8 protein-coding genes and 4 pseudogenes are annotated in these 13,789 nt (G+C 60.3%); 6 read left to right on the forward strand and 6 right to left on the reverse strand.

The window, feature by feature from the left end; genetic code table 11:
* Positions 1 to 162: 162 nt before the first annotated feature.
* Positions 163 to 531 carry a PilZ domain-containing protein gene (locus VUG52_RS04105; protein WP_028691346.1) on the reverse strand — a complete coding sequence of 123 codons (369 nt, stop codon included), beginning with the start codon at positions 529 to 531 and terminating at the stop codon, positions 163 to 165.
* Positions 532 to 697: 166 nt separating this feature from the next.
* On the opposite strand from VUG52_RS04105, the gene VUG52_RS04110 reads away from it, so the two are divergent.
* From VUG52_RS04110 to VUG52_RS04125, 4 genes are all read left to right on the forward strand, one after another.
* On the forward strand, positions 698 to 2,764 hold the full coding sequence (locus VUG52_RS04110) for a carbon starvation CstA family protein (protein WP_050706910.1): 2,067 nt from the start codon (positions 698 to 700) through the stop codon (positions 2,762 to 2,764).
* A 13-nt stretch (positions 2,765 to 2,777) separates the two neighbouring features.
* Positions 2,778 to 2,975: a YbdD/YjiX family protein gene (locus VUG52_RS04115; protein WP_050706909.1), complete on the forward strand. Its 198-nt coding sequence runs from the start codon at positions 2,778 to 2,780 to the stop codon at positions 2,973 to 2,975.
* A 78-nt stretch (positions 2,976 to 3,053) separates the two neighbouring features.
* Entirely contained in the window at positions 3,054 to 4,046 is a 993-nt protein-coding gene (gene yjiA, locus VUG52_RS04120; protein ID WP_050706908.1) for a GTPase, read from the forward strand.
* A gap of 63 nt (positions 4,047 to 4,109) precedes the next feature.
* Positions 4,110 to 4,385 carry a hypothetical protein gene (locus VUG52_RS04125; protein WP_050706907.1) on the forward strand — a complete coding sequence of 92 codons (276 nt, stop codon included), beginning with the start codon at positions 4,110 to 4,112 and terminating at the stop codon, positions 4,383 to 4,385.
* A 38-nt stretch (positions 4,386 to 4,423) separates the two neighbouring features.
* Here the strand turns inward: VUG52_RS04125 and VUG52_RS27205 are convergent.
* Positions 4,424 to 5,407 (reverse strand): annotated as a pseudogene (locus VUG52_RS27205) (MFS transporter); the annotation flags it as partial.
* A complete protein-coding gene (locus tag VUG52_RS04130) occupies positions 5,404 to 6,654 on the reverse strand; it encodes an aminotransferase class I/II-fold pyridoxal phosphate-dependent enzyme (protein ID WP_442964606.1) in 1,251 nt (416 codons plus the stop codon). The pseudogene VUG52_RS27205 and the gene VUG52_RS04130, both read right to left, overlap by 4 nt.
* Before the next feature lie 365 nt (positions 6,655 to 7,019).
* Between VUG52_RS04130 and VUG52_RS04135 the strand changes: the two are divergent.
* Positions 7,020 to 7,268 (forward strand): annotated as a pseudogene (locus VUG52_RS04135) (carbon starvation CstA family protein); the annotation flags it as partial.
* A pseudogene (locus VUG52_RS04140) lies at positions 7,244 to 7,399 on the forward strand (GTP-binding protein); the annotation flags it as partial. The pseudogenes VUG52_RS04135 and VUG52_RS04140, both read left to right, overlap by 25 nt.
* 418 nt (positions 7,400 to 7,817) lie before the next feature.
* On the opposite strand, the gene VUG52_RS04145 reads toward VUG52_RS04140, so the two are convergent.
* The 3 genes and pseudogenes from VUG52_RS04145 to VUG52_RS04155 form a co-directional block, all read right to left on the reverse strand.
* Entirely contained in the window at positions 7,818 to 8,453 is a 636-nt protein-coding gene (locus VUG52_RS04145) for a hypothetical protein (RefSeq protein WP_156329668.1), read from the reverse strand.
* A 421-nt stretch (positions 8,454 to 8,874) separates the two neighbouring features.
* Positions 8,875 to 10,128 (reverse strand): serine hydroxymethyltransferase, encoded by a 1,254-nt coding sequence (gene glyA, locus VUG52_RS04150; RefSeq protein WP_050706903.1) that lies wholly within the window; start codon positions 10,126 to 10,128, stop codon positions 8,875 to 8,877.
* Between the two features lie 309 nt (positions 10,129 to 10,437).
* A pseudogene (locus VUG52_RS04155) lies at positions 10,438 to 13,569 on the reverse strand (sensor domain-containing protein); the annotation flags it as partial.
* Positions 13,570 to 13,789 lie beyond the last annotated feature (220 nt).

Consider the following 13,789-nt stretch of genomic DNA (forward strand, 5'->3'; position numbering starts at 1 on the left):
AACGGGTGCGTCCAGGGTGCGTGAAACCTGGATGCAGGTTGCGTTCCAACATGCAGGAGGCTGTTCCAGAGGGGTGTGTACAAACAGGCTGGCGAGTGTAGGAAAGCTGTCTGGCTGGACAGGAAAGCCGTCACAGCCAGATAGATAGCAGGCTAAGAGATATCAATCTTCGATGAGTTCGCGCAGCTCGCGCATCATTTCGGTGCTGTCACCCACGTTCAGTTCCACCAGACGGTGCAGATGGGTCATCGAATCGATATCGATGTGCAGGCAGATGAAACCCAGACGGCTCGGCTCCTCGTGGCGCAGTTCGACCTGCATCAGCACCTGGGTCTTCTTGTCGTTGAGGTGGATGATCGCTTCGAAGTCCTGGGTGAGGTCGGCATTCCAGGGATCGGGGCGCTCGATCAGCAGGCCCTTGAGCGACAGGTCGAGCAGTTTCACCGGCCAGCGCCGCTCGCCCTGGCGCAGTTCAGTGGGGGCATCGAAGGCGATGCGTTGAAAGCGGCGGCGTTCGTCGTGGTCGCTCATGGGAAAAGCCCTCGGGGGTTCAACCTGACTATAGTGGGTTATGTTGCCGTATCAGGTACCGCAATCTGGCCGCAGAGGCTCTAGACCAAAGCAAGTGTGGCAATGCGCGATGACTCGCCCTAGACTCGATGGGCGGTCTTTCCAATCCACCAGCTGGAAGTAAACCATGAACAACAATAATAGCCTGCTACGCCACATTCCGTGGCTGGCGCTGGCAGTCATAGGGGCCTGCGCGCTGGGTGTGGTTGCCCTGCGTCGCGGTGAGGCGATCAACGCCTTGTGGATCGTGGTCGCGGCAGTGGCCCTCTACCTGGTCGCCTACCGTTACTACAGCCTGTTCATCGCCACCAAGGTGATGCAGCTCGACCCCCGCCGGGCCACGCCCGCGGTACTCAACAACGATGGCCTGGACTACGTCCCGACCAACAAGCACATTCTCTTCGGTCATCACTTCGCCGCCATCGCCGGCGCCGGCCCGCTCGTGGGCCCGGTGCTCGCCGCGCAGATGGGCTACCTGCCCGGCACGCTGTGGCTGATCGCCGGCGTGGTGCTGGCCGGCGCGGTGCAGGACTTCATGGTCCTGTTCCTCTCCACACGCCGCAACGGCCGCTCGCTGGGCGACATGGTCCGCGAGGAAATGGGCCGCATCCCCGGCACCATCGCCCTGTTCGGCTGCTTCCTGATCATGATCATCATCCTCGCGGTGCTGGCGCTGATCGTGGTCAAGGCCCTGGCCGAGAGCCCGTGGGGCATGTTCACGGTGATGGCGACCATCCCGATCGCGATGTTCATGGGCATCTACATGCGCTACATCCGTCCGGGCCGCATCGGCGAGATCTCGGTCATCGGCGTGGTCCTGCTGCTGCTGTCGATCTGGCTGGGGGGGCAGATCGCCGCGGATCCGGTGTGGGGCCCGGCGTTCACCTTCACCGGCGTGCAGATCACCTGGATGCTGGTCGGCTACGGTTTCGTCGCCGCCGTGCTGCCGGTGTGGCTGGTGCTGGCGCCGCGTGACTACCTGTCGACCTTCCTCAAGATCGGCACCATCGTCGGCCTGGCCATCGGCATCCTGATCATCGCGCCCGAACTGAAGATGCCGGCGCTGACCCAGTTCACCGACGGCACCGGCCCGGTGTGGAAGGGCACCCTGTTCCCGTTCCTGTTCATCACCATCGCCTGCGGCGCGGTGTCCGGCTTCCACGCGCTGATCTCCTCGGGGACCACGCCCAAGCTGCTGGACAACGAAACCAACGCCCGCTACATCGGCTACGGCGGCATGCTCATGGAGTCGTTCGTCGCCATCATGGCCATGGTCGCCGCCTCGGTGATCGAGCCGGGCGTGTACTTCGCCATGAACAGCCCGGCCGCGGTGGTCGGTGCCGACGTCGTCTCGGTGGCGCAGACCGTCAGCAGCTGGGGCTTCATGATCACTCCCGAGCAGCTCGAGGCCACCGCCCGCGACATCGGCGAGCACACCATCCTGGCCCGTGCCGGCGGTGCGCCGACCCTGGCGGTCGGTATCGCGCAGATCCTCCACCAGGTGCTGCCGGGCGAGAACACCATGGCGTTCTGGTACCACTTCGCCATTCTGTTCGAGGCACTGTTCATCCTCACCGCCGTGGACGCCGGTACCCGTGCCGGACGCTTCATGCTGCAGGACCTGCTGGGCAGCTTCGTGCCAGCGCTGAAACGCACCGAGTCGTGGACCGCCAACCTGATCGGCACCGCCGGTTGCGTGGCGCTGTGGGGCTACCTGCTGTACCAGGGCGTGATCGACCCGCTGGGTGGCATCAACACCCTGTGGCCGCTGTTCGGCATCTCCAACCAGATGCTCGCCGGCATCGCCCTGATGCTCGGCACCGTGGTGCTGATCAAGATGAAGCGCCAGCGCTACGTCTGGGTCACCCTGCTGCCGGCCGTGTGGCTGCTGATCTGCACCACCACCGCGGGCCTGATCAAGCTGTTCGACCCGAACCCGGCGGTCGGCTTCCTGGCCCTGGCCAAGAAGTACAGCACCGCGCTGGACGCCGGCCAGGTGCTGGCCCCGGCCAAGGACATCGGCCAGATGCAGCACGTGATCTTCAACGCCTACACCAACGCCGGCCTGACCGTGCTGTTCCTGGTGGTGGTGTTCAGCGTGCTGTTCTTCGCCGTCAAGGTCGGCCTCGCCGCCTTGGGTCGCAAGGAGCGCAGCGACAAGGAAACCCCGTTCCAGGCCCTGCCTGACGCTTGAGAGGACCGCCGCGATGTTCAACGACCTGGGTCGACTGGGTAAGTACCTGGGGCAGGCCGCCCGCCTGATGGTCGGCATGCCCGACTACGACAACTATGTCGAGCACATGCAGAAGAAGCACCCGGACAAGCCGGTGATGAGCTACGAGGCGTTCTTCCGCGAGCGCCAGGAAGCGCGCTATGGTGGCAAGTCCGGGCCCAAGTGCTGTTGAACCCGCGACACGCGTGAACCAGTGGGAGCCCGGGCAACCGGGCTCCCACTTTCATTTTCAGCTGCAGGAGACAACCGCGTGCAAACGCCGATTCCCGTTACCGTGCTGACCGGCTTCCTTGGCGCCGGCAAGACCACATTGCTCAAGCACATGCTCAAGGCCGAGCATGGCCTGAAGCTCGCCGTGATCGAGAACGAATTCAGCGAGGCCGGCATCGACAGCCAGCTGCTGGGCGATGAACCGGTGCAGGTCATGACCCTGGCCAACGGCTGCGTGTGCTGCAGCATCCATGGCGACCTGACCCGGGCCCTGTACCTGCTGCTCGAACGGCTGGACGCCGGTGAAATCGCCTTCGATCGCCTGGTCATCGAATGCACCGGCCTTGCCGACCCGGCGCCGGTGGCGCAGACCTTCTTCATCGATGAAGAGTTGCGCGAGCGCTATATCCTCGACGGCATCATCACCCTGATCGACACCGCCCACGCCGAGCTGCACCTGACGCAGGCCATCGCCCAGGCCCAGGTCGGCTTCGCCGACCGCCTGCTGCTGAGCAAGACCGACCTGGTCGAGCCACAGGTGGTCGACGCCCTGCGCGAGCGCCTGGCGCGCATCAATGGCCGTGCGGCGATCCGCGTGGTCGAGCACGGCCGCATCGACCTGGCCGAGCTACTCGATGTGCGCGGCTTCAACCTCAACCCGGACCTGGGCATCAGCCTCAAGCCCACTTTGCGCCCGCTGCTCAAGCCCGCTACCCCTGACCGTATCTCGACGTTGGTGCTGCGCACCGAAACGCCGTTGGACATCGATCGGCTCAGCGACTTCATGAACGAGCTGCTGGAAGAGCACGGCAAGCAATTGCTGCGCTACAAGGGGGTACTGAACATTGCCGGTGAGGACCGCCGCCTGGTGTTCCAAGGGGTGCTGAAGCTGTACGGGTTTGACTGGGACGCCGAGTGGAAGGAAGGCGAGAATCGCGAAAGCGTGATGGTGTTTATCGCCGATGAGTTGCCGGAGGAGAAGATTCGGATAGGGTTTGAGGCGTTGAGTCACGAGGGAGTCAGAAGTATCTGACTTGCTAATGCCGCCTTATGGCGGCATTTTTTTACCTCTACTTACTCAAGCGAGGAAGACCGAATGAACCTTCACAAAGGGACGGATTTTGATGACTTCCTTTTGGAGGAGGGCCTGGCTGAAGTGGTATCTGAGGCGGCACTCAAGCAGGTGCTTATCTGGCAATTGATGCAATGCATCAAGAAGATTCACATCGCAAGCGACGATGGCGTTCAGGGGCTGGAGCGCGTTGCCAACCAGGCGAGTGACGCCAACCCAGCGCATAACATAACCAGCACAGTGGGGCTTGTGCCCACGGCGCTGGATATCAAGTTCGTCAGGGCAGCCAGCAGTTGGTGAACAAGAGCGATCAGTGCCATGGCAGGAGAAGCAGCTCCTGTTGACTGCCTGCTTGCCAGTGACAGACTCACTGGGTATGCCATTCCCTGAGCTACAAGCATCAGGCAATAGGGTAGCCAGATCGCGTAAGCCGAGTTTTTCAACAGTGATGATGCAATAAGCATGATGAGTGCGCCAAGTAACAGCAAAGCGCTCGAAAATCGAAGCATCGTTACTTCGTTGTTACCGGTTGCAAGGGTGCTTGCCAGACGAGTGCCGAGCAGATAGGCAATGCTGATTGGCCATCCCAATAGCCCATATTCCCACATGGACCAGTTGAAGGACTGCTGGAGAAGCAAGGGCGCTGTACTGCTAAATACGACGATGATGGAGTACCCAAAACCTCCAGCAAGCACAGGTAGAATGAAGCGTGGTTGCACAATGAGCTTATGGAGATGGGTACTCTCATCTGTTCGGCACGGGAGAACTATGTGCTGAGCTGCGATATTCCAGCCTTTCAGTGTTGCCATGAGTACACAGGGCATCGCGATGAGCAGCATGGCCACTCGCCAGTTCGTGAGCGTAGCAATCATCGCTCCGATAAACTGGGAGGCCCCGAGTGAGAGTACGAAGCAAAGTGAAAGGCTGCTATATGCGCGTGTCAGATCCTTGCCATCATACTGTTCGACCAGCAACGCACGAGCGGCAACTGATATGCCGCCTGCCAGGGCTCCCTGAAGCAGGCGTAGAACAAGAAATGCCCAGGCAACGGGTGATACTGCGAGCAGAAATGTGCAACAGCCGTAGAGTAGTAGCGTCCAGGTCAGCATACGGCTTGAACCGAGAGTGACCCCCAACCGACCCCATAGCATTACGCATGCCCCCATTCCTCCGAGAAACAGGCTCAGGCTGAGTGCGGCGAATTCATCTGTTGCATTCAGATCGTCAGCAATGGCCGGGAGCATGGGTAGGTAGAAGGTTATACCCGACTGGCACAACAGTACGGCTAAGCAACTGAAGTAGAGAATTCGCCGTTTGGTCATGGCTGAGTGTTCAGTAAATGGGCGATGGCAGGGTTGCTGTCCAGGTACTCAGCGACACTCCGGCAGAAGCTCTCGATTTCCCCAGGCTGCATATCTGCTCTGAGCGTAATGCGCAGTGCTGCAGCATTCTTGGGTACGACAGGAAAGAAGACGGCTGAGGTGAGGAACCCGTTGTTGGCCAGGAAGGTCGACGCAGCAATGGCATCTTCAGCCTCTCCAAGCGGTATTAGCCTGATGGGAGATGTTGATCCAGCATGAGGTGTGGGCAAAAGCCTGTCGAACAGTTCGATGTTGTTTCTCAACGCTTGCTGCAGCGTATTCAGCAGAGGGCTGGAGTGAAGTCGGGCGGAGGCCCGGCCTGCACCGATAGCTGCGGCATTGAGACTTTGGGACCAGTTGGTAGGACCGCCATATCTTTGTACAAGGCGTTTCTGTTGGGTATTTGCCAGCATGACCAGGCCACCGCTTGCGGCAAATGCTTTCCCCAAGGACGCTACAATGATGACCCCTTCATCCAGCTCCTGTAGTTGCCCCCTGACAAAGCCCTGCCCAAAAACACCTACCGTAGAAAGGGCATGTGAGTCGTCCAAGTACAAGAACAAACCGTAGCGCTCCTTGAGGTACAGCAAGGCGTCCATGTGTGCCGTCCCGCCCATGCTGTAGTAGCCGTCTGTAACATAGGCAACCCTTCCATGTTGCCTGCAGATGCTCTCGAGCTGGTCCATATCGTTATGGGGAAGCGTCTGGACCTCGGTCTCATCCGCACAAGCTGCTTTGATATGGTTCAGGGAGTAGTGGGCAAACTTGTCGAACACCATATGGGGCGACATTCCATCGGTGAAAATGCCTGCGGCAACAAGAGGCAATACTCCAGAGCTTGCTGCGCTGCATGACAATGTGGCCAGAGACGCGCATCCAAACAGTTCGGACAGTTCAGCCTCATATTGGTCTAGCACTTGAAGCTGGCAGCGATTGCGCGAGTTGGCGATACGTAGGGTGCGCGAATTTTCCAACTCTTCGATCGCCCCTTGGAGGATATCCGGGTGGTAGTCCAGCCCAAGATAGGAGGTCGTACAGAAGTGTTGCAGCGTCATGCCGTGTTGGTCCTGAAGTAGATTTCTGGCGATGGGCTGCACCTGCAATCCGGAAAGATGCTTGGCATACGATGCCTGCCAGTCCGGCTCGGACTTTTGAATCATGCTCCTGTAATTGGTGAATCGATTTCGAGTGACTGCCATGTCAAACACTTCCTGCAATGGTGTGGAGCAAGCAGTGTGCATTGCAGGAAAGCGTCGGTATGTCCGAAGCCGGGTGTTTTGACCGAGGTAATTCTCCGAGAAGAGCGTCAGAAATACCTTGGTGTGTAGCGGAGAATTAAACAATCACGTTCAAGGTTTTGTAGGATATGCATGCGTCCACACAAGGCACAAAAAAGCCCGGCACATGGCCTAATGCCAGTCAGTTAAGCCAATTGGGGTCGCTGCGTGACCCTTCGCGGGTAAACCCGCTCCCACAGGTACAGCGTTCGATTCAGCGTTTGCGCGATCCTGTGGGAGCGGGTTTACCCGCGAAGGGCTGCAAAGCAGCCCCAATAAGTGCGATGAAGCGCTAACTGACTGGCATTAGGCACATGGCCCGGCTTTTCACATCAGGCATCTCCAACCAGATGCTCGCCGGCATCGCCCTGATGCTCGGCACCGTGGTGCTGATCAAGATGAAGCGCCAGCGCTACGTCTGGGTCACCCTGCTGCCGGCCGTGTGGCTGCTGATCTGCACCACCACCGCGGGCCTGATCAAGCTGTTCGACCCGAACCCGGCGGTCGGTTTCCTGGCCCAGGGGGGCTCAAGCTCTATGGCTTTGATTGGGACACCGAGTGGAAGGACGGCGGAGCGCGGGAAAGCGTGATGGTATTCATTGCAGATGAACTGCCGGAGGAGAAGATCCGGGCGGGGTTTGAGGCGTTGAGTTATGGCGCTATTCAAAGTAATTAGCTTAATTTTTCACTTTGCGGCGAGACTTTCCGCTTTACTTTTTAGGGGGCAACCAAGTGAGATTACCAGGACCCAGGGTTCGATGGGCTTGCGTGGGCGACGGTTTGGTCGGAGATATATCGAATGTAGCATTGAAGTTTGGTGCTCAACATTGATATGCATGCTGGGGCTTTAATACTTCATCAACGATGCAGTAGGTTTGAATAAATGCTTCGGAGCATTCTGTGAATGAAAATGAGCATGGCTGCAAATCACGCTCAAGCTTTGTGTGGGGAATTAAAACTCAGAATCAGACGGTACATGAGGCTTGTGGGCTGCCCGACGTTCTTTGAACAGCATACAAAAAACCGGTGCGTCGACGTGGTGCTGCTTACCGTGGGTATACAGTGCTACGGAAACTCACCGGTAATTCAGGCTTTCAAATATATGAATCTTCTCTTGATGGTCTTACTGGCGGAGGGGTTAGATTGAATTCAATATTTTTCAAAGTGAATTTCGGGTCCCTTCCCAAAGATTTTAATACGTTATAGGCACGAATGTAGTTCCAGTGGTGGGCGCCTACAGAAGTTCCCTTTTTATCATCAATTGTCAAGCTTCCGCTGTAAGTTCTTATGATGACTTCAACCTCTTTCAAACTTTTCAGGTCGTCATACAATAGCTCTTTGTGTGTGCTGGCATCAAATAGTTTGAAAATTCGACACCAAGTGCTTTTGTTGGTTTTTTTAAGGTAACCTGAGTTCGTAACGTAAATCCACTGATCGTCGGGGGATACTATTGTAAAGCCACCATGGGCTCCATCTTCTACTGAGTAGCGGAAGTACATCCTTGTATCGTTTGGATGCGTGCTGGAAACAATGTAGCTGGAATCTTTATATTTATAGCCTGAGCTTTCGCCGACGCCGCCGCCGCCGATATATTTTCCGCCTCCCCCTGAGTAGGAAGTCGCTTTAGTGGGGTATTCGAATGTCCAGTTACTAGGTTTTTGGCTTGCGCTGATAAATACAGTTGCAAAAAAAGACTTCTCGCGCCGCTCTTCTTTGCTGGGTTCTTCCATGATGATTCTCCTTTCATCATTCTTCGGAGATATCAAGCTATCAAATTTTCTATTGAGTGAAACCTGGTAAAATTGTCAGGTGACAATCTTTAAGTGGAAGTGTCGTGTTTAGTGGTTTTGTGCTTTTTGGTGGCGCGTTTTTCGCTGCCTTATATTCGTATGAGGTACTGTCGCCATTTTCATATGGCTAAATTTGAGTTCTTACGTGTACAAATTAGTATTTAGCCGAAGGGCATACTGCATTGGGCGCTCCAGCTAGCTAGATTGACTGGGCCCATCTACGGTCCTGGCCGACAAAAAAGTCCGATGCTCGTTACCAAGCATCGGACTGTTCAGCCTACGCATCAAGGGACAGTGAGTCAGTTTTAAAAGACTGACTCAAGGTGCTTGGCCGGGCTTTTTCACATCAGGCGTCCGCCAATCAGTTGCCGTACACCGGCAGCCTCTTGCAGATGGCCTTGACCTTCTCACGCACGGCGTCGATTACCGCTTCGTTGTTCAGGTCGGCCAGGATGTCGCAGATCCAGCCGGCCAGTTCGCGGCACTCGGCTTCCTTGAAGCCACGGGTGGTGACGGCTGGGGTGCCGAAACGCAGGCCCGAGGTGACGAACGGCGAACGTGGGTCGTTCGGGACCGAGTTCTTGTTGACGGTGATGAAGGCCTTGCCCAAGGCGGCGTCGGCGTCCTTACCGGAGATTTCCTGCTTGATCAGCGACAGCAGGAACAGGTGGTTCTGGGTGCCGCCGGAGACGACGTCGAAACCACGCTCGATGAACACTTCGGCCATGGCCTGGGCGTTCTTCACCACTTGCTGCTGGTAGGCCTTGAACTCAGGCTGCAGCGCTTCCTTGAAGCAGATCGCCTTGGCGGCGATGACGTGCTCCAGCGGGCCGCCCTGGGCGCCCGGGAAGACCGCGGAGTTCAGCTTCTTCTCGATGTCGGCGTTGGCGCGGGCCAGGATCAGGCCGCCACGTGGACCGCGCAGGGTCTTGTGGGTGGTGGTGGTGACCACGTCGGCGAACGGAACAGGGTTCGGGTACACGCCAGCGGCGACCAGGCCAGCCACGTGGGCCATGTCGACGAACAGGTAGGCACCGACCTTGTCGGCGATTTCACGGAAGCGTGGGAAGTCCAGGACCTGCGAGTAGGCGGAGAAGCCGGCGACGATCATCTTCGGCTTGTGCTCCAGGGCCAGTGCCTCGACTTCGTCGTAGTTGATCAGGCCGTTGGCGTCGATGCCGTACTGGATGGCGTTGTACAGCTTGCCCGAGGAGGAGACGCTGGCGCCGTGGGTCAGGTGACCGCCGTGGGCCAGGCTCATGCCCAGGATGGTGTCACCGGCCGACAGCAGGGCCAGGTAGACGGCGGCGTTGGCCTGGGAGCCGGCGTGCGGCTGGACGTTGGCGTAGTCGGCGCCGAACAGCTCCTTGGCGCGGTCGATGGCCAGCTGCTCGACGACGTCGACGTACTCGCAACCACCGTAGTAGCGCTTGCCTGGGTAGCCTTCAGCGTACTTGTTGGTCAGTACCGAACCCTGGGCCTCCATGACCGCCGGGCTGGTGTAGTTTTCCGAAGCGATCAGCTCGATATGCTCTTCCTGGCGCAGGGCTTCTTGCTGCATGGCTTCGAAGAGCTCGGCGTCGTACTTGGCAATGGTCAAATCACGGCTGAACATGGCGGTCCTCAAGGATCGGGCAGAATTGGGGGTGCATTCTAACCGATTGATTCGCCGCTGGCATATGAAGTGGCATCAAGTCGCGGACCAATGGCCCTCATGTTGCAACCCGCGCCGTTTCTGGGCTGGAGTTGACTTCGGGGTCCGGTTTTTCGGCGCTGCGCCGTGCCCTTGTAGGAGCGGCCTTGTGTCGCGAAAGGGCTGCGTAGCAGCCCCAGGATTTTGGCGTTGGCTCAAAGATCGCAGGGACCGCCTTGCGGTCCTTTCGCGGCACAAGGCCGCTCCTACAGGGGCCGTGTGCTTCTGCGGTCACTGGAACATGAACAACGTCTCGTTGCTGAACTGCGCCTCGAACTGGTTGGCCGGCATCGGCCGGCCGAACAGGTAGCCCTGTACCTCGTCGCAGCCATGCTCGCGCAGGAACTCCAGCTGCTCGTGGGTTTCCACGCCCTCGGCGATCACCGCCAGGTTGAGGCTGTGGGCCATGGCGATGATCGCCCGGGCGATCTGCGCGTCCTGCTCACCCTCGGGCAGGCCGTCGACGAAGGTGCGGTCGATCTTGAGCACGTCGATGGGGAACTGCTTGAGGTAGTTGAGCGACGAGTAGCCGGTGCCGAAGTCGTCGACCGCGATGCTCAGGCCGAGGTTCTTCAGGCTGTCGAGGATCTGCATGGCCTCGTTGACCTCGCGCATCAGGATGCTCTCGGTCAGCTCCAGCTCCAGGCAGGCCGGGGGCAATCCGGTTTCCTCGAGGATGGTGGCGATGCGCGTGCCCAGCTGGCCGTCGGAGAACTGCCGGGCGGAAATGTTCACCGACACCTTCGGCACCCGCACCTTCTCCTTGTGCCAGGCCTTGAGCTGGCGGCAGGCCTCGCGCAGCACCCAGTCGCCGACGTCGACCACCAGGCCCAGTTCCTCGATCACCGGGATGAAGTCGCCCGGCGGCACCAGGCCGCGGGTCGGGTGGCGCCAGCGCAGCAGCGCCTCGGCGCCGGTCAGGCGCTTGCCGTCGCCGCTGAACTGCGGCTGGTAGTAGAGGATGAACTCGTTCTGTTCCAGGGCATGGCGCAGGTCGCTTTCCAGCTCCAGGCGCTCCAGGGCGCTGGCGTTCATGTCCGTCTGGTAGAACTGGAAGTTGTTCTTGCCGCGCTCCTTGGCGTGGTACATCGCCGTGTCGGCGTTTTTCATCAGCTGGCTGAGCTCGCTGCCGTCCTGCGGGCTCAGGGCGATGCCGATACTGGCGGTGACGAAGAACTCGCGGTTTTCCAGGACGAACGGCGTGACCAGCCCCTCGAGGATGTTCTCGGCGACATGGATGGCCCGGTTGAGCGCCTGCTCGCGGCTGGCCTTGGGCTGCAGCAGCAGGGTGAATTCGTCGCCGCCCATGCGCGCCACGGTGTCGTCGTCGTCGACGCAGGCCAGCAGGCGCTCGGCCATGTCCTTGAGCATGCGGTCGCCCGCGGCATGGCCGAGGGAGTCGTTGATCGGCTTGAAACGGTCGAGGTCGAGGAACATCAGCACCACCCAGGCCTTGTGCCGTTCGGCCTGTTGCAGGGCGGTGTACAGGCGATCCTGGAACAGCGTGCGGTTGGGCAGGTGGGTCAGGGCGTCATAGTAGGCCAGGCGGTGGATGCGCTGTTCGCTGGCCTTGCGCTCGCTGATGTCGGTGAAGAAGCACACGTAGCTGGCCAGGTCGCCCTCGTCGTCGAGTACTGCAGTGATGCCCACCCACGCCGGGTAGTGCTCGCCGTTGCGGCGCTTGAGCCAGACCTCGCCTTCCCAGGTGCCGCGCTGGCTCAGCTGCTTGAGCACGTAGCCCAGCTGGGCGCTCTGCTGCTGTTCGACAGTGAGCATGCCGGGCAGCTGGTCGAGCACTTCGGCCACGGCATAGCCGCTGACCCGGCTGAAGGCCTCGTTGGCCTGGACGATATAGCCGGCCGGGTCAGTGATGAGGATCGCCGAGGTGGAGTGTTCGAACACTGTCGCGGCCATGCGCAGGTCTTTTTCGGCGCGGCGCTGCTGGCTGATGTCGCGGCCCACGCCGAGCACGCCCTCGAAGCGCTCGTGTTCGTCCCACACCAGCACCAGGCGCAGCTCGATGGGGATCTTGCGGCCATCGGCGCGCAGGCAGTCGAACAGGAACAGCTGGGTGGGCAGGGTGCTGCGCAACTGGGCCAGTTGCTCACTGTCGCCCAGCACCTTGCTGACCCGCTCCAACAGGTTGTAGACGCCGCTGAGCTGGGCGGGGTTGGCGACGATCGACTGCCAGCCATTGGCGAAGATCCAGTCGGCCTGGTAGCCCAGCACCGCCTGCACCGAGGGGCTGACGTAGTTCAGCTGCAGTTGGCTGTCGGTGGAGAAGATCACGTCGCTGATGCTCTCGGCGAGCATGCGGTAGCGCTGCTCGCTGTCGCGCAGGGACTCGCTGGCCTCGATCTGCACGGTGACGTCCTTGCCCACGCCGATGATGCGGGTGACCAGGCCCTCGCTGTCGCGGGTCAGCACCTGCTCGCGGATGTCGTAGCAGCGCCAGCCGCCGTCACGGTGACGGAAGCGCAGCTGGCAGTGCAGCGACTCGCCGTAGCTGGTATCGCGCTGCTGCCGGCGCAGGGCGCGGTAGTGCTCGGCGTCGCCGGGGTGCAGGAGCATTTCCCAGAAGCGGTCGCCCATCTGTGCCAGCTCCACGCGGTCGTAGCCCAGGGTCTGGCCAAGGTGGCGGTTGCTGAAGATCATCCGCTGGCTGTTGACGTCCTGCACGTAGAGCTGGTCTGGCACGGTGCGCACCACGTCCGACCAGAAGCCTTCGCGTTCCAGCAGCGACAGTTCCACCTGCTTGCGGCTGGTGATGTCGCTGATGCTCAGGATCACCGCCTGGTAGTCGCGACGCTGCTGGGGCAGGCGGGCCATCAGCCACAGGTGCAGCTCACCGCCCAGCGGGGCGGGCAGGCGCACTTCCAGTTCAAGCTGCTGGCGTTCTTCGATCAGCGCGTCGATCAACTGCATGCCGACACTGTCGCGGCTGTCGCCGCTGCCCTCGATCAGGCGCTGCCAGGCGCCTTCGTGGCAGTCGACGTTGAGCAGCTGGCGCGCCACCTGGTTGATCTCGGTGATCTTCAGTTCCGCCAGCAGCGTGCGGCGCAGCCTGGTGTCCAGCGCCAGGCTCTGCTTGAGCGCGGCGCGGTTGCGCAGGTGGTAGCGGTCGAGCTGGCCGGGCAGGCTGGAGAGGTCGAGCACGCACAGGGCCACGCCGGTGCCCTCGAAAATTTCCTGGTAGCGTCGGCGATCTTCCTGCAGGGCGCGCTGGCGGCGGCGCATGTTGATCAGCGCCAGCACCGGCAGCAGGGCGCAGAACAGCACCAGCACGCACTTGCCGATCAGCGCCGGCAGCAGTTGGTCACGGGCAAGGCCGGCGTCGAACAGGCCGCGCAGCTGCCAGGTGCTGTTATCGATGAACGCGAGCATCACGCTCTGCAACGGCTCGTTGCTGGTCTGGCGGTGGCCGTGGTGCTGGATGATCTCGCCGCTGCGGCTGTTTTCCAGCAGCCACAGGGGATGGGTGGGGCCGTCCAGGTGGCGGGTCAGCTCCTGGTAGTAGTCCGGGCTCAGGCGCAGCAGCCAGTAGCCGCGGTCCTGCTCGGTCGGCTGGCGCAGCAGCAGGTAC

This window comes from Pseudomonas sp. LH21, from assembly GCF_036549575.1.
GTDB classification, from domain to species: Bacteria; Pseudomonadota; Gammaproteobacteria; order Pseudomonadales; family Pseudomonadaceae; genus Aquipseudomonas; species Aquipseudomonas peradeniyensis.

Bases quoted from the DNA above. Each gene is read 5' to 3' on its own strand.
- VUG52_RS04105 (WP_028691346.1), bottom strand. From the start codon at position 531: ATGAGCGACCACGACGAACGCCGCCGCTTTCAACGCATCGCCTTCGAT.
- VUG52_RS04110 (WP_050706910.1), top strand. From the start codon at position 698: ATGAACAACAATAATAGCCTGCTACGCCACATTCCGTGGCTGGCGCTG.
- VUG52_RS04115 (WP_050706909.1), top strand. From the start codon at position 2,778: ATGTTCAACGACCTGGGTCGACTGGGTAAGTACCTGGGGCAGGCCGCC.
- VUG52_RS04125 (WP_050706907.1), top strand. From the start codon at position 4,110: ATGAACCTTCACAAAGGGACGGATTTTGATGACTTCCTTTTGGAGGAG.
- VUG52_RS04145 (WP_156329668.1), bottom strand. From the start codon at position 8,453: ATGGAAGAACCCAGCAAAGAAGAGCGGCGCGAGAAGTCTTTTTTTGCA.
- glyA (WP_050706903.1), bottom strand. From the start codon at position 10,128: ATGTTCAGCCGTGATTTGACCATTGCCAAGTACGACGCCGAGCTCTTC.